Genomic DNA, 14,832 nt, shown 5'->3' with positions numbered 1-14,832 from the left:
GTCCATCCACCGATCGGTGGACACGGGCCTAACCGGGCGGACGATCGCCCCAGCCATGATCCGGCCGGACAGTGGTGCCATGACCGCTGTGCGCGTGAGAGACCTCCATAAACGTTACGGCGACACCTCCGCCGTCGACGGTGTCGACCTGGACATCGCCGCCGGTGAGGTGTTCGCCCTGCTCGGGCCCAACGGGGCGGGCAAGAGCACGACCGTCGAGATCCTGGAGGGCCACCGCCGCCGTGACGGCGGCGAGGTCTCCGTGCTCGGCGTCGACCCCGGGGAGGCGACCAGGCGGTGGCGCGCCAGGATCGGGATCGTGCTCCAGACCTCCCACGAGTCACCCGAGCTGACGGTGCGGGAGCTGGTCCGGCACTTCGCCGGCTACTACCCCTCACCCCGCGACCCGGACGAGGTGATCGAGGCGGTCGGGCTGACCGCCAAGGCCGGCGCCAGGCCCGCGCAGCTCTCGGGCGGTCAGCGCCGCCGGGTGGACGTGGCGCTCGGCATCATCGGCGACCCGGAGCTGGTCTTCCTGGACGAGCCGACTACCGGCTTCGATCCCGAGGCCCGCCGCCGGTTCTGGGGACTGATCGAGGGCCTGGCGGACGGTGGCACCACGGTGCTGCTGACCACGCACTATCTGGACGAGGCCGAGGCCCTGGCCGACCGGGTCGGCGTGATCGCCCGTGGCCGGGTACTGGAGATCAACACTCCCCGGGAGCTGGGCGGACGCTCCACCGCGAAGGCCCGGGTCGCCTGGGCGGAGCCCGGCGAGGGCCGCAAGAGCCTGGAGACCGCGACACCGACCCAGGTGGTGGCGGAGCTGAGCCTGCGTTTCGGCGGCGAGGTGCCCGGGCTGACCGTCACCCGGCCGTCCCTGGAGGACATCTACCTGAACATGATCGGAGATGGGTCATGACCACCCCGGCCCGCACCACCGCCGCGAAGACGCCCGCCGAGGCCCCCGCCGGAGCTCTGCCGTCCGCGCCGGCCATCGGGCTGTCGCGCGGTGTCCTGGAGCTCAAGAGCTTCTTCCGCGAACGGCAGTCCGTCGTCTTCACCTTCGCGATGCCGGTGATGTTGCTGCTCATCTTCGGCACCGTCTTCAAGGGTGAGATCGGCACCACCGGTGTCGACTTCCGGCAGTACTTCGCTGCCGGGATCATCGCCAGCGGCATCATGTCGACCACCTTCGTCAACCTCGGGATCGGCATCGCCGTCGAGCGCGACGACGGCACGCTCAAGCGGCTCTACGGCACGCCGCTGCCCCGGTCGGCGTACTTCCTGGGCAAGGCGATCGCGGCGTTCGTGCTCTCCGCGCTGGAGGTGGTGGTGCTGTTCGCGCTGGGCAGCCTGCTGTTCGGGCTGGAGCCGCCGAGCTCGCCGGCACGCTGGCTCACCTTCGGCTGGGTGCTGCTGCTCGGGGTCGTGACCTGTACGCTCCTCGGCATCGCGATCAGCAGCGTACCGAGATCGGGCCGGAGTGCCGCCGCGGTGCTCCAGTTGCCGTACCTGGCGTTGCAGTTCATCTCGGGGGTGTTCTTCACGTTCGGCGACCTGCCGGAAGGCGTGCGGCAGGTCGCGGCGTTCTTCCCGCTGAAGTGGATGTGCCAGGGCCTGCGCTCGGCCCTGCTGCCGGATTCGCTGCTGGTCCAGGAGCCCGCGCACGGCTGGGAGCACGGGCGGATCGCCCTTGTCCTGATCGCCTGGTCGGCCGCAGGGTTGGTGCTGTGCCTGACGACCTTCCGGTGGAAGAAGCGCGGAGACGGATGACCGACCACGCCTGGCAGCGCCCCGGCCTGCTCTGGGACGTCTACTTCGGGATGGTCCTCGCCGCCACACTGATCATCGTCCAGCTCCAGGACCACGCGACCGGGACCGAGCGGCTGACGGCCACCGTGCTCCTCGCGGCGATGGCGCCGTGGTACGTGTTCGTCGGGCGGCCGATGGTGGGCCGGCCGGACGACAGCCGGCGCGGCACGCTCTACGTCCTCGGCCTGCTCCCGCTGCTCGGCTTCGCCCAGGCCAACGTGCCCGCCGGCTCGTTCGTGCTCTTCGGCCTCCCGGCCCAGTGCTTCATGCTGCTGTCGGTACGCCGCGCGATGCTCGCCATGCTGGGGCTCTACCTCGTCCCGGCGTTCCTCGTCATCGGGGACCGCTACCACGGGCATCCGAAGTCGATCGCGGTCGCGGCCCTGCTCGTCCTGGTCGGCTTCACGTTCGCCACCGCGTTCGGCGCCTGGATCGACCGGATCATCAGGCAGAGCAGCGAACGCGCCGTTCTGATCGAGCAGCTCGAGGCCACCCGGGCGGAGCTGGCGGAGGCACACCGGCTGCAGGGCACGCTGGCCGAGCGGCAGCGGCTGGCCGGAGAGATCCACGACACCCTGGCCCAGGGCTTCACCAGCATCCTGATGCTGCTCCAGGCCGCCGATCCGCATGTGACCGAGGAGCCCGCCCGGCGATCCCTGGAGCTGGCCGGCCGTACCGCCCGGGAGAATCTCGCCGAGGCCCGCGCGCTGATCGCCGCCCTGTCCCCGGCCGCACTCGGCAGCGCGCCGCTGGCCGACGCCCTGCGGCGGCTGTCCGGGCAGCTGGGCGAGGAGATGGACGTCGCGGTGACGTACGAGACGGGTGGTGTGCCGCGGGTGCTCCCGGCGGGCATCGAGGTGGTGCTGCTGCGCGCGGCCCAGGAGGCCCTGGCCAACATCAGGAAGCACGCCGGGGCGACCTCGGCGAGCGTCCGGCTGGAGTACGGCTCCGCGGCCGTACGGCTCGAGGTGTGCGACGACGGGGTCGGCTTCGAGCCGCGGAGCCCGCACAACGGGCACTTCGGCCTGCGCAACATCCGCGACCGGGTCACCCAGGCCGGTGGCCGCGCGACCATCGACACCGCCCCCGGCCAGGGCACCGTCCTGACCCTCGACCTCCCCACCACCCCCGCCACCCCGCCCGCCCTCTCCACCCCGTCCACCCCGCCGCCGTGATCCTGCAATCGATCGACGATCGATTGCAGGATCACGGAGAGATGAGGTCTCGCATGATCAAGGTGCTGCTGGTGGACGATCACCCGGTCGTGCGCATGGGCCTGCGCGGCATGCTCGCGACCGAGGACGACCTCGAGGTGGTGGCGGAGGCGGGCGGCGCCGCCGAGGCGGTGGCGGCCGTCCGCCTGCACGAGCCCGATGTCGTGCTCATGGACCTGCGGATGCCGGGCGGCGACGGGGTGGAGGCGACGGCCCGGGTGCTGGCGCAGCGGCCCGCCGCGCGGGTCGTGGTGCTGACCACGCACGAGACCGACTCCGACATCCTGCGGGCGGTGGAGGCCGGGGCGGCCGGCTACCTCCTCAAGGACGCCTCGCGGCAGGACCTGGCCCAGGCCATCAGGGCGGCGGCACGCGGCGAGACCGTGCTGGCCCCGTCGGTGGCGGCAAAGCTGATGTCCCGGATGAGGTCGCCGGTCGACCTGTCGCTCCGCGAGATCGAGGTCCTCCGGCTGGTCGCGCAGGGCGGCACCAACGCCGAGATCGGCCGTGAGCTGTTCATCAGCGAGGCCACCGTCAAGACCCATCTGCTGCGGACCTTCGGCAAGCTCGGCGTCTCCGACCGTACGGCGGCCGTGACGGCGGCCCTGCGGCGCGGAATCCTGCCGCCGCCATGAAGTAAGTGATCGATTATTGCCCGCCGGTGGGCGGGTGATTTACTGTGCGGTAATCCGAATCGAGTTCCATGCATGCTGCCCCGGGAGGTCCCAGATGTCCGTGACAACGGAGGCCGGGAGCACGACGTTCGAATCGCTCAACCCGGCCACGGGTGAGGTCGTCGCCGAGCACCCCGTCCATGACGAGAAGGCCGTCGGCGAGGCCGTCGAGCGCGCTCGCGAGGCTGCGGTGTGGTGGGCGGCGCTGGGCTGGAAGGCACGGCGGCTGCGGTTGCTGAACTTCAAGGGCGCGCTCACCCGCAACCTCAACCGGATGGCGGAGCTGGTCCACGAGGAGACCGGCAAGCCGGTCCAGGACGCCCAGCTCGAGACCGTCATGGCGATCACCCACCTGGACTGGGCCGCGCGGAACGCGCAGAAGGTCCTCGGCCCGCGCTCGGTCTTCCCCGGCGTGATGAACATCAACCAGAAGGCCGTGCTGGAGTACCGGTCGCTGGGCGTGGTGGGCGTCATCGGGCCGTGGAACTACCCGGTGTTCACCCCGATGGGCTCGATCGCGTACGCCCTCGCGGCCGGCAACGCGGTCGTGTTCAAGCCCTCGGAGTTCACCCCGGGCGTGGGCGTACTGCTCGCCGAGCTCTTCGCCGACGTGGTCCCGGAGCAGCCCGTCCTCCAGGTCGTCACGGGGCTGGGGCCGACCGGCGCGGCGCTCGCCCGCAGCGGCGTCGACAAGATCGCATTCACCGGCTCCGGGCCCACCGCCAAGAAGGTCATGGCGGCCTGCGCCGAGAACCTCACCCCGATCGTCGCCGAGTGCGGCGGCAAGGACGCCTGCCTGGTCGACGAGGGCGCGGACCTGGACGCGGCGGCCGGCGCGGCCGTCTGGGGCGCCATGTCCAACGCCGGCCAGACCTGCATCGGCGTGGAACGCGTCTACGTCGTCGAGAAGGTCTACGACTCCTTCGTGGAGAAGGTGACCGCGGCCGCCAAGGACCTGCGGGCCGGGGACGACAGCGGCGCCGCGTACGGCCCGATCACGATGCCCGGCCAGGTGGACATCATCGAGCGGCACATCAACGACGCGCTCGCCAAGGGCGGCAAGGCCGTCGTGGGCGGTGCCGCGTCGGTGCACCGCCCCTACGTCGAGCCGGTGGTGCTCACCGACGTGCCCGACGACTCGTCGGCGGTCTCCGAGGAGACCTTCGGCCCGACCATCACCGTGCACAAGGTCAAGAACCTCGAGGAAGGCCTGGAGAAGGCCAACAAGACCACCTACGGGCTGGCCGGGTCGATCTTCTCGGGCAACAAGTCGCACGCGATGGACGTCGCCCGCCGGATGCGCAGCGGCATGACCTCTATCAACGCGGTGCTGGCCTTCGCCGCCATCCCGGCGCTGCCGTTCGGCGGGGTCGGCGAGTCCGGCTTCGGGCGGATCCACGGCGCCGACGGGCTGCGGGAGTTCGCCCGCCCAAAGGCCATCACCAGCCAGCGGTTCGCGCCGCCGATGGACCTGCTGTCCTTCGACCGCACCGACAAGACCATGCAGCGCATCCTGCAGGTCGTCACCATGCTGCACGGCAAGCACTACAAGCGCTGACCGCACCCGCCGGCCGGCGATGGCGGTCGGCCGGGCTCGGCCGAGGGCGATTCTGGGCGCTCTGCTCAGCGATCGCCCCCGGCCGGGAGGTGGCGCCGGAGTCGGCCTTGCCCGAATTCGGGCTACCCGATCGGGACAATGTCGTCATACTTCTGCATATGCAGCGGAACGAGAACAGAGGGTCCAATGCAAATGCCCAGCCGAAATCCAGCTATCACCTGATCGGGAACATCACCGACCGGCGCCCGGACAATGGCGTAACGGACGTCATGGAAACCTGGTCACACGTGGACAAGCTCGTTCGCGATCATGGCGAGGACCCTCTTCGCACCGTTTCCCACATCGCAAAACTCAGCGGTCTGCCGTCCCGGCAGATCGGCCACCTTCGGCAAGTCCGTAATCTCTGTGCGCATTCGGCGGACGACGGCTGGCCCTCGCAGGCGGATCTCGATCAGGCGCTGGTGACGGCTTACGCGTTGCGACAGCTCGTCCTGGGCATCTGATCCCCGGGCCCCCGTCCCGCCGCTCACGGCCGGACCATGCCAGGCGGACATGCCCAAGACCCGCCCACCCTCCGCCCCAGGTCAGGGAGTCACGTGGCGATCACGGCCTCGGCCGGTCCGGGACACATGGCCCCTACCTCGTTGTAGAATCCGTGGATGGGCGCGGGGGCCTGACCAGGTCGATGCCCATGGCGGGGTGCGCCTGGAGACACGGGCCGGCACAGACCAGCCGCCGGCGACCGAACACCGGGACGGTGTCCCTCCCGGGTCCTTCCCGCCATCGAGTTCACGGGGACGCCGACCGGCCCGTGGTACGTCAGGAACACTCGCACGGAGGAAGAATGAAGCCCTTCCAAGTACTCTCGGCCGGCCCCGAGGACACAAGGAAGATCGCTGCGGCGCTCGCGCCCCATCTCCAGGCCGGAGACGTGGTCCTGCTCGCCGGCGGGCTCGGCGCGGGCAAGACCCTCTTCGTCAGCGCGGTGGTGAGCGCCCTGGGCGGCTCGGAGAGCGTGACAAGCCCGACGTTCACGCTGGCGAACACCTACAGGACGGCACGGGCGGAGATCCTGCACATCGACACCTACCGGCTCGAGAGCATCCCCGAGTTCCGCGATCTGGGGCTCCTGGACTACGTGGAGGACTCCATCACACTGATCGAATGGGGCGACGCGGTGGCCAGTGAGTTCCCCGACGGCCTCAGGGTCTCGATCGAGGGCCGGGACGGTGCGGACGACGAGCGTCACATCACGATCGGCTCCGCGGACGACAGGTGGGCATCGGTGCTCGAAGAACTGCGGCAGAGCCGTCCAGAGGTGCTCTCATGACCTGGCTGATGGCACTGGAGACCTCCTCGCGGAACTACTCCGTCGCGCTTGGCACCGGTTCTTCGCCCGAGGTGTTCCTCGAGCGGTCGCGGCGGGATCCGGCGTTCGACGGGATCGCCGGCATGGCCCGGGAGCTCGCCGAGGCGCAGGGAGTGTCGCTCCGCGACCTGGGGTCGATCGCGGTCAACGCCGGCCCGGGTGACCGGATCTCGGTCCGCGCGGGCATCTCCTACGCAAACGCGCTGGCGTACTCGCTCGGCATCAACGTGCGCGCGGTGGACGGGCTCGAGTTGATGGCCCTGGAGGCCGCGCCGGGGCGGGACCAGGCCGTCATCTCCCTGCGGAAGGCCGGCGGCGCCGATGTCTACGGGGCGATCTCCCGGCCGGGCGAGGACCTCCGCTACCGGTACGGCGCGATCTCCGAGGTCGTGCCGGCGCTGGTGCGGGGCTGTGACCGCGTGCTGGTGGCCGGGTCGTACGACGCCGCGGAGGTCGGCCGGTTCGCGGAGGTCGAGTTCGCCGACAGTTCGGTCGTCGTATCCTCGGCGCGTACGCTGTTCCGGCGGATCCAGGGGGAGGCCGTGGGCGCCGCGCCGGTCACGTCGTCCGTCTCGCCTGTGACCGAGGAGGCCGGCATCTTCCATGGTTGAGCCGGAGCACGTCTTCCGCGCGAGTGAGCTGACCCGTGGCGGGTCGCTGTCGGCGCGCGCCCTCAAGATGATCGCCGGCAAGCTCATGCAGCGGGGTTTCGTGATGCTGCCGAGCGACACGTGCTATTCCGTGGCGGCGCTGCCGCTGAACGAGCACGTGAGAAACAAGATCAACAAAATGCTCGGCCGGCCGGACATGGAGATCTCGCTGGCCTTTCCGTCGGCCCATTCGGCGCGTAAGCACGTTCGCCTCGGCCTGGCCGGGGAGATGCTCCTCCAGTCCTTCTGTCCCGGCCCGATCACCATCGTCTGCCCGACCAACCCGAAGCGGATCCCGGCGGGCTTCGCCCGCAACATCGCCGCCCCGGACCAGACCATCGGCGTCCGCATCCCCGACTCGATCATCGAACGAGACGTCGCGGGCAGCACGGAGTATCCGGTGACGACGGTGGCGGTGCGGGACGGCGAGGGAGACGGCGTACGGTCCTTCGAGCAGGCACTGGAGATCGTTTCTCGTGGGATGAAACGCATCGACGGGCCCGGCTGGTTCGCGATCGAAGGGGCCGACTTCTACGAGCGGCACTCGACCGTGGTGCGCGTGGCCGGCCCCTCCGACGTCCGGCTGCTGCGCGAAGGCCACATCCCGTTCACGGTGATCCAGGCGGCCGTACGGCAGCTTCCGGCAGTGGACCCCGAGGAATGGAGCTAGAGGTGTCGCTCGACCGGGACTACGACACGCTGCTCCGGCAGGTCCGCGAGAACACCTTCGCCGATCAGCAGGCGGTCGAGAAGATCGTCGCTGAACAGCAGGCCGGGAGCATCGACCAGCGGGAGGCCAAGAAGTGGCTGCTGGCCCTCGACCAGGGGGTCGAGCTGGGGCCCTTCGACATCTCCAAGCAGCAGGTGGACACCGAGTGGGTCACCCTGCTCAACGAGATGAGCGCCGAGGCGACGGAGTGGCAGGGGATCGCCAAATCCCAGTTCAGGCAGGGCTTCTATCTGCTGCCGGCCTCGATCTTGGTGATCTTCCTGATCACGCTGTTCGCCGACCACAACCTCGGCGCCAAGGACGCCGTCCTGTATCCGCTCGCGGGCGCCTGCCTGGCCGCCGTCGCCGCCCATTCGTTCTTCGTCTTCCGCGTCCATCAGCAGGCCCGGCTGGCGGCGGAGCGGCTGAGCGAGAAGCGGGCCGCCATTCTCTTCCTCCGGCTCGCGATCGGCCGGTCCAACGACTCCGAGAGCGCACAGATCCTGACCGCGGGCACGGCCATGTTCCTGGGACATCACGCCGCGGCCGCCGTTCCCTTGCAACCCGAAGATTTCTCCAAGAAGTGATGCACGATGACCAGAGTCAAAGTCCACCCCGCCGTCGCCCGGGCGATCGACTGCCTGCGCTCCGGGGGCGTGGCGCTACTGCCCACCGACACCGTGTACGGCCTGGCCGTCCGGCCGACGTCGCCGGACGGCGTGGACCGCATCTACGCGATGAAGGGGCGCACCCGGGGCAAGAACCTGCCGGTGATGGTGGCGCACCCCGAGGCGCTGGACGACCTCGGCGTGGAGCTGTCCCCGGCCGCGCATCGGCTGCTGGCCTCGCGGCTCATCCCGGGTCGGGTCACGATGGCGCTGGGGTTCCGCGACGAGGGCGTGCCGGCCTGGCTGGCCGGGAGGGAGGAGGTGGCGGTCCGCATCCCGGATCACCCCACGATGTCCTTCATCCTGGAGACGGTCGGGCCGCTGCTGGTGACCAGCGCGAACCTCGCCTCCCAGGCGACGCGCGAGTCGGTGGACGACATCGTGCCCTCGCTGCACGAGCAGCCCGACGCGACGGTCGACGAGGGCAGGCTCGAAGTCGTCCCCTCGACCCTGGTGAACTGCAGACTGGATCCCCCGGTCATCGAACGGGTGGGCGCCGTGCCCGCCGCCGCCATCGAGGAGGTACTCCGATGAGCCTTCAGGGTGAGCTGATGCTGGGCATCGAGACCTCCTGTGACGACACGTCGGTGGCGGTGGTGGATCGCCATGGTGTGGTGCTGTCGTCGGTGATCGCGTCCCAGGAGGAGATCCACTCCCGGTACGGCGGGGTGTATCCGGAGATGGCCGGCCGCGCGCACGTGGACAAGATGATCCCCACGGTCCGGATGGCCATGGAGGACGCCGGTATCACTCCCCGGGATCTCGCCGGGATCGGGGTGACCCGGGGCCCCGGCCTGATCGGCTCGCTGATGGTGGGCGTCGACAGCGCCCGCGGCCTGGGACACGGCTGGGACGTCCCCGTGCTGGGGATCAACCATCTCCGCGGGCATCTGCGCAGCGCCGACCTCAACGAGAAGCGCGTGAAGTACCCGGCCCTGGTCCTCCTGGTGTCCGGCGGCCACACGCTGCTGGCCAGGATGGAGTCTCCGCAGTCGGTCGAGCTGATCGGCAGCACCCGCGACGACTCCGTGGGAGAGGCCTACGACAAGGTCGCGAGGATGCTGGGCCTGGGCTACCCGGGCGGCCCCGTCGTGGACAGGCTGGCGAGAGACGGTGTCGCGAGCATCCCCTTCCCGAGGCCCATGATGGACAACGGGCTGGACTTCTCCTTCTCCGGCCTGAAGACCGCCGTGCGCAACTACCTGGCCGCCCGGCCGGAGACCCCCCACGCGGACGTGGCCGCGTCCTTCGTGGCGGCGTGCATGGACGTGCTCGTGGGGAAATGCGCCAAGGCGCTCGCCGGATACCCGGCCGAGTCCCTGGTCGTCGTCGGCGGCGTGTCGGCGAGTCCGCAGCTGCGGGAGTCGGCCGAGGAGCTCTGCGACGGCCTGGGCGTGAAGCTCTGCCTGCCGCCGCTGAAGTGGTCCACCGACAACGGGGCGATGATCGCGCTGGCCGCCTGGGACTACCTGGACGCCGGTGTCGGGCACTGGCTCGGGCCGGTGGCGACGCTGAGCATCGAGGACTTCTAAGGCCCTCACCGGCCTAGGCAGAGGGCCTCCGCGGGGCTAAGGCGGAGCAGGCCGGGAAGGTAGGGCTTCGTCCCGATGCGGGACAGGGGACCTTACGGCGAACCTTGATCGTGAGAGGCCGGAGCAGAGCCGGTCTCACCGATCGGGGGGCCGTCCATGCACCACCACGACATCGCGTACTCGATCATGCAACAGCGGGTCGCCGGCCGCATCGCCCAGGCCGCCGCCGACCGGCTGGCCGCCGAAGCCCGTCGTACGCGCCGATCCCAGAAGCTCCGCCGATCCCAGAAACCGGCGGATTCACCCCTACGGCCGGACACTCCCGGCACCCTCGCCGGTGACCCCGCCGCCTCGGCCCACGACCCCGACCCGATCCCCTCCGTGATCATGCAATCAATCGTCGCTTGATTGCATGATCACGGAGGGGTGAGGTGGCGTGATCAGGGAGGGATGGGGAAGTCGAGAGGCTTCCGGCCGCGGATCAGGTCGGCGGCCCGTTCGGCGAGCATGATGGTCGTGGCGTTGGTGCCACCGCGCGGGATCTCCGGCAGCACGGAGGCGTCGACGACCCGCAGCCCTTCGACACCCCGCACCCGCAGCTCCGGATCGCACACCGCCGTCTCGGCGCCGCCCATCGCGCAGGTGCCGGTCGGATGGTGGGCCGTGGCACTGCGGCCCCGGATCCACTCACCGAGCTCGGCGTCACCGGTCAGCTGCTCCCCCGGCGCCGACTCGCCCGCGACCAGCCGGCTCAGCGGCTGCTGGGCCGCGATCTCCCGGCTCAGCCGGACCCCGCGCAGGAACAGGTCGAGGTCGGCGGGCTCGGACAGGTAGGCCGGGTCCATGGCCGGCTTCCAGCGGGGGTCCGCGGAACGCAGCGTCACCCGGCCCCTGCTCGCCACGGTGAGCGGAGTGATCAGCACGGACAACGTCCGGGTGGTCGGCTCGGCGAGTCCCTGGCGGAGCACGGGCGCGGCGACCACGTGATACTGCAGGTCCGGGGCGGGCAGCCCGTCCCGGCTGCGGACGAAACCGCCGCCCTCGACCAGATTGGAGGCCAGCGGACCGCGCCCCAGGGTCTGCCACAGCACGACGTTGCCCGGGTTGCGGTACTCCCACAGGCCCTTGGTAGTCGGGGTGTGCCACATCATCGCCAGCGTGGGATGGTCCTGCAGCCCCACCCCCACCGGGGCGTCGATCCGGACGTCGATCCCGTGCTCGCGGAGATGATCGGCCGGCCCGATGCCGGAGAGCATGAGCAGGTGCGGGCTGTTGACCGCACCACCGGAGACGATCACCTCCCGCTCCGCCGTGGCCGTTCGCTCGGCACCGCCGTGGAGGTAGCGCACACCGGCCGCGCGGCCGCCCTCGATGACCACCTTGGTGGCAAGCGCGTCGGTGTGGACCGTGAGGCCGGGCGGCGGCCGGCGGCGACCGTCCCGGCCGGCCGGTCCGGTCCGCAGGTAGGCGTCGGCGGTGGACCAGCGGCGCCCTCGCCGCTGGGTCAGCTGGTAGAAGCCGACCCCGTCCTGTACGGGCCCGTTGAAGTCGTGGTTGGCCGCCAGCCCGGTGGCGCGGGCGGCCTCCACCCAGGCGCGGACCAGCGGGTGTTTGTAGCGCGGATCCTCGACGCGCAGCGGGCCGCCCACCCCGTGGTACGGCGACTCCCCGCGCTGCTGGTCCTCGGCCTTGAGGAAGTACGGGAGCACGTCGGCGTAGCCCCAGCCCGCACAGCCGTGCAGGTCACGCCAGGTGTCGAAGTCGTACGGATTGCAGCGGACATAGGTCATGGCGTTGGTCGACGAGCTGCCCCCGAGCGTCCGGCCGGCCGCCCAGTAGACCGTCCGGCCCTGGGCGTGCTCCTGCGGGGTCGTCTCGTGGCCCCAGTCGTAGCGGCTCTTGAACAGGCCGGTGAACGCGGACGGCATGGCGATCTCCAGCGCGTCGTCCGGTGGCCCCGCCTCCAGGAGCAGCACTCGTACGCCCGGATCCTCGACGAGCCGCGCGGCCAGCACACAGCCCGCACTGCCGGCCCCGACGATCACGTAGTCATACGTCATGTCCACGATGCCGAGACTATCGCTGCCGGTGGGCCGTGCCATGCCTCGCCCGTCCCTGGACTCGGCGCCCGGAGCCCGCCGCGAGCCGACGAAATAGGGTGGTGCCATGGCGAAGAAGCGTGACGAGAACCCGGTCGTACTGTCCCGGATCTACACCCGGACCGGTGACGACGGCACGACCGCGCTGGGCGATACGAGCCGTACCAGCAAGACCGACCCCCGGCTCGCGGCCTACGCCGACGTGGAGGAGGCCAACGCCGCGATCGGCGTCGCCGTCACCCTGGGCGGCCTGCGCGAGGACGTGACCGTGGTGCTCGCCCGGATCCAGAACGAGCTGTTCGACGTCGGCGCCGACCTGTGCGCGCCCGTCGTGGAGGATCCGCAGTGGCCGCCGCTGCGCATCGACGAGCCGTACGTCACCCGCCTGGAGACCGACTGCGACACCTTCAACGCCGAGCTACGGCCGCTGCGCAGCTTCATCCTGCCCGGCGGCACCCCGGGGGCGGCGCTGCTGCATGTGGCCCGCACGGTCGTACGGCGCTCCGAGCGCACCACCTGGCAGGCCATCGAGACGCACGGCGACGGGATCAACCCCCTCACCGCGCGGTATCTCAACCGGCTCTCGGACCTGCTGTTCATCCTGTGCCGGATCGCCAACGTGGACCCGGACGGGGCGAGCGGGGACGTGCTGTGGAGGCCCGGCGGCGACCGCTGAGCCCGAGCGCCGCCCGGGGGTGGGGATAGCCCCACCCCCAAGAGGCTGGTGAGCCTGCTGGCCGCGATGTCCCCCTATCGCCAATCCTGGGGGTACACGGCATAACGACGCAGTAAGGGGACATCGTGAAGAGCCTGGCGGGTGCGGTCCTGATGACCGGAGCGGCGGTGGCGGCACTGACCGGGTGTGGTGCGAATTTCACCTCGACGACTTACCACGCTGACAACAACTATCCCGTCCTCGGTCAGATCGGGAAACTGAAGGTGAGGCTGGACTCCGACAACGTGCGGATCATCGGAGGCGACTCCGCGACGATCTCCGTGCACGAGCGCCTGTCGTACACCAAGAACCGCAGGCCCGCCCCGTATCACACGACTGAGGGCGGCACCCTGGCGCTGGGCTACCGGTGCCCGGACGGGCTCACGATCGGCTTCAACCGGTGCAGCGTGTCCTACACCATCCAGGTCCCCCGCGGGATCTCGGTCGACGTGAACAACGACTCCGGGAGGATCACGATGAGCGGGATCGGCGGCGATGTGAACGCCAGCGTCTCCTCCGGGGACTTCACCGGCACCGACCTGCGCGGCAACCAGGTGACCGTGGACGCGGACTCCGGGAACATCCGGCTGGTGGGGGTGGCCGGCTCGGTACGGGCCAGCGCCTCCTCGGGCAACATCTACGGCGAGAACCTGCGCGGCGGCAAGCTCAACGCCGACGCCGACTCCGGCAACGTGACCCTGAAGTTCGCCGCCGTGCCCTCCGACGTGATGACCAAGGCCTCGTCGGGCAACATCCGGCTGTGGCTCCCGGGCGGCCAGAGCTACGCCGTGAACGCCAGCGTCGACTCGGGCAACAAGAACATCGACGTGCCGACCGACCCGGCCTCACCGCACCGGATCCGGGCGATTGCCGACTCCGGCAACGTGAGCGTCATCCCCGCCGACGCTCCATGATCGGCTAGCCGGTCAGGACGAGATGTCGACCGGGAAACCGGGCGGGGCGGCCTCCAGCCAGGCCAGGAAACCGGTCAGCGCGGCGGCGCCCATCGCCAGCTCCACGGTGAGGTCGCCGTCGCGGACCTCGATGATCCCCGCGTCCGGCACCAGCGCGGGCGCCTCGGTGTCCTCGGGGAGCCGGCGATTGGAGATGACGAGACCCCGGCGATGGATCACCTGCCGGGGTCTCGACCGGAAACCGAACACCCGGTGCCAGTGCAGCTCGTCGCCCTTGTAACGGCCGATCCCGAGACGCCACACACCCGCCTCGCCGTCGTGCGGGAGGGTCCGCAGGCTGCACTCCACCGTGCCGCCGCCGCGCTCGAACAACCACCGTCGTACGGACATGACGACGAAGACCAGGATGGCGCCGAGAAAGACGGCGGCGAGCACCCCGCCGATGTCCAGTGCCAGGTGCTCGCCCAAGTCCGTCCAGGCCTCTGCTAAGCCTCTACGCCGGCCGCGCGCAACCGCGCCCTGGCGCGCCGCTCCGCCGCCGCCGTGCCGTCGCCTCCGGCCTGCGCCTGGCTCAGCGCCTCCCGCGCCTCCGCGACGTCGATGTCCTCACCGAGCTCGGCGTGCTCGGCGAGCACCGAGACCTCGTTGCCCGCCACGGAGAAGAATCCTCCGCCGACCACCGCCGACACCCAGTCCCGGCCGTCGGAGGGCTTGATGCGCACGACACTGCCGTCCACGAGGACACCCAGGACCGGGGCGTGCCCGGGCAGGATGCCCATCGAGCCCACGATGGTCTGGGCGATCACATGATCCGCCTCGCCCGCCCAGAGCTCACGCTCCGGCGAGACGAGCCCGACCTTCAGCTTTGCCACTCACTACCTCCGACCCCCTGGCGGGCGACCCGCCACCGGCGTC

Annotated in this window: 18 protein-coding genes; 15 read left to right on the top strand and 3 right to left on the bottom strand. The window is 70.5% G+C overall.

What is annotated here, in order from left to right; genetic code table 11:
• Positions 1 to 79: 79 nt before the first annotated feature.
• The 13 genes from ACRYCC_RS03375 (at position 80) to ACRYCC_RS03315 (ending at position 10,597) form a co-directional block, all read left to right on the top strand.
• Positions 80 to 922: an ABC transporter ATP-binding protein gene (locus ACRYCC_RS03375; RefSeq protein ID WP_433808550.1), complete on the top strand. Its 843-nt coding sequence runs from the start codon at positions 80 to 82 to the stop codon at positions 920 to 922.
• On the top strand, positions 919 to 1,776 hold the full coding sequence (locus tag ACRYCC_RS03370) for an ABC transporter permease (RefSeq protein ID WP_433808549.1): 858 nt from the start codon (positions 919 to 921) through the stop codon (positions 1,774 to 1,776). The genes ACRYCC_RS03375 and ACRYCC_RS03370 overlap by 4 nt, the downstream gene beginning before the upstream one ends.
• A complete protein-coding gene (locus ACRYCC_RS03365; RefSeq protein ID WP_433808547.1) occupies positions 1,773 to 2,990 on the top strand; it encodes a sensor histidine kinase in 1,218 nt (405 codons plus the stop codon). The genes ACRYCC_RS03370 and ACRYCC_RS03365 overlap by 4 nt, the downstream gene beginning before the upstream one ends.
• A gap of 53 nt (positions 2,991 to 3,043) precedes the next feature.
• Positions 3,044 to 3,664 carry a response regulator gene (locus tag ACRYCC_RS03360; RefSeq protein WP_433808545.1) on the top strand — a complete coding sequence of 207 codons (621 nt, stop codon included), beginning with the start codon at positions 3,044 to 3,046 and terminating at the stop codon, positions 3,662 to 3,664.
• 94 nt (positions 3,665 to 3,758) lie between these two features.
• On the top strand, positions 3,759 to 5,261 hold the full coding sequence (locus tag ACRYCC_RS03355) for an aldehyde dehydrogenase family protein (RefSeq protein ID WP_433808543.1): 1,503 nt from the start codon (positions 3,759 to 3,761) through the stop codon (positions 5,259 to 5,261).
• A gap of 158 nt (positions 5,262 to 5,419) precedes the next feature.
• The gene (locus tag ACRYCC_RS03350; RefSeq protein WP_433808541.1) at positions 5,420 to 5,764 is read left to right on the top strand and encodes a hypothetical protein; all 345 of its coding nucleotides are present in this window, start codon (positions 5,420 to 5,422) and stop codon (positions 5,762 to 5,764) included.
• Positions 5,765 to 6,105: 341 nt separating this feature from the next.
• Entirely contained in the window at positions 6,106 to 6,591 is a 486-nt protein-coding gene (tsaE, locus tag ACRYCC_RS03345; RefSeq protein ID WP_433808539.1) for a tRNA (adenosine(37)-N6)-threonylcarbamoyltransferase complex ATPase subunit type 1 TsaE, read from the top strand.
• Positions 6,588 to 7,241, top strand: a complete 654-nt coding sequence (locus ACRYCC_RS03340) for a hypothetical protein (protein WP_433808537.1) — start codon at positions 6,588 to 6,590, stop codon at positions 7,239 to 7,241. Before tsaE ends, ACRYCC_RS03340 begins: the two co-directional genes overlap by 4 nt.
• A complete protein-coding gene (locus tag ACRYCC_RS03335; RefSeq protein ID WP_433808535.1) occupies positions 7,234 to 7,950 on the top strand; it encodes an L-threonylcarbamoyladenylate synthase in 717 nt (238 codons plus the stop codon). The genes ACRYCC_RS03340 and ACRYCC_RS03335 overlap by 8 nt, the downstream gene beginning before the upstream one ends.
• A complete protein-coding gene (locus ACRYCC_RS03330; RefSeq protein ID WP_433808533.1) occupies positions 7,941 to 8,576 on the top strand; it encodes a hypothetical protein in 636 nt (211 codons plus the stop codon). Before ACRYCC_RS03335 ends, ACRYCC_RS03330 begins: the two co-directional genes overlap by 10 nt.
• A gap of 6 nt (positions 8,577 to 8,582) precedes the next feature.
• Complete coding sequence (locus tag ACRYCC_RS03325; protein WP_433808531.1) at positions 8,583 to 9,191, top strand: L-threonylcarbamoyladenylate synthase; 609 nt, start codon at positions 8,583 to 8,585, stop codon at positions 9,189 to 9,191.
• On the top strand, positions 9,188 to 10,189 hold the full coding sequence (gene tsaD, locus ACRYCC_RS03320) for a tRNA (adenosine(37)-N6)-threonylcarbamoyltransferase complex transferase subunit TsaD (protein ID WP_433808529.1): 1,002 nt from the start codon (positions 9,188 to 9,190) through the stop codon (positions 10,187 to 10,189). Before ACRYCC_RS03325 ends, tsaD begins: the two co-directional genes overlap by 4 nt.
• A 156-nt stretch (positions 10,190 to 10,345) precedes the next feature.
• Entirely contained in the window at positions 10,346 to 10,597 is a 252-nt protein-coding gene (locus ACRYCC_RS03315) for a hypothetical protein (protein WP_433808527.1), read from the top strand.
• Positions 10,598 to 10,629: 32 nt separating this feature from the next.
• Here the strand turns inward: ACRYCC_RS03315 and ACRYCC_RS03310 are convergent, their stop codons facing one another.
• The gene (locus ACRYCC_RS03310) at positions 10,630 to 12,357 is read right to left on the bottom strand and encodes a GMC family oxidoreductase (RefSeq protein WP_433808525.1); all 1,728 of its coding nucleotides are present in this window, start codon (positions 12,355 to 12,357) and stop codon (positions 10,630 to 10,632) included.
• On the opposite strand from ACRYCC_RS03310, the gene ACRYCC_RS03305 reads away from it, so the two are divergent.
• Positions 12,356 to 12,964, top strand: coding sequence for a cob(I)yrinic acid a,c-diamide adenosyltransferase (locus tag ACRYCC_RS03305; RefSeq protein WP_433808523.1), 609 nt, complete (start codon positions 12,356 to 12,358; stop codon positions 12,962 to 12,964). The two genes, ACRYCC_RS03310 and ACRYCC_RS03305, sit on opposite strands and share 2 nt — an antisense overlap.
• A 125-nt stretch (positions 12,965 to 13,089) precedes the next feature.
• Positions 13,090 to 13,917 carry a DUF4097 family beta strand repeat-containing protein gene (locus ACRYCC_RS03300; RefSeq protein ID WP_433808521.1) on the top strand — a complete coding sequence of 276 codons (828 nt, stop codon included), beginning with the start codon at positions 13,090 to 13,092 and terminating at the stop codon, positions 13,915 to 13,917.
• A 12-nt stretch (positions 13,918 to 13,929) separates the two neighbouring features.
• Here ACRYCC_RS03300 and ACRYCC_RS03295 read toward each other — a convergent pair whose 3' ends face one another.
• Together ACRYCC_RS03295 and ACRYCC_RS03290 are read right to left on the bottom strand one after the other, a co-directional pair.
• Entirely contained in the window at positions 13,930 to 14,385 is a 456-nt protein-coding gene (locus tag ACRYCC_RS03295; RefSeq protein ID WP_433808519.1) for a DUF2550 domain-containing protein, read from the bottom strand.
• Between the two features lie 17 nt (positions 14,386 to 14,402).
• A complete protein-coding gene (locus ACRYCC_RS03290) occupies positions 14,403 to 14,789 on the bottom strand; it encodes a F0F1 ATP synthase subunit epsilon (protein WP_433808517.1) in 387 nt (128 codons plus the stop codon).
• Positions 14,790 to 14,832 lie beyond the last annotated feature (43 nt).

Source organism: Actinomadura scrupuli, assembly GCF_050971785.1.
Classification (GTDB): Bacteria; Actinomycetota; Actinomycetes; order Streptosporangiales; family Streptosporangiaceae; genus Actinomadura_E; species Actinomadura_E scrupuli.
This window is presented reverse-complemented; position numbering and strand designations above follow the sequence as displayed.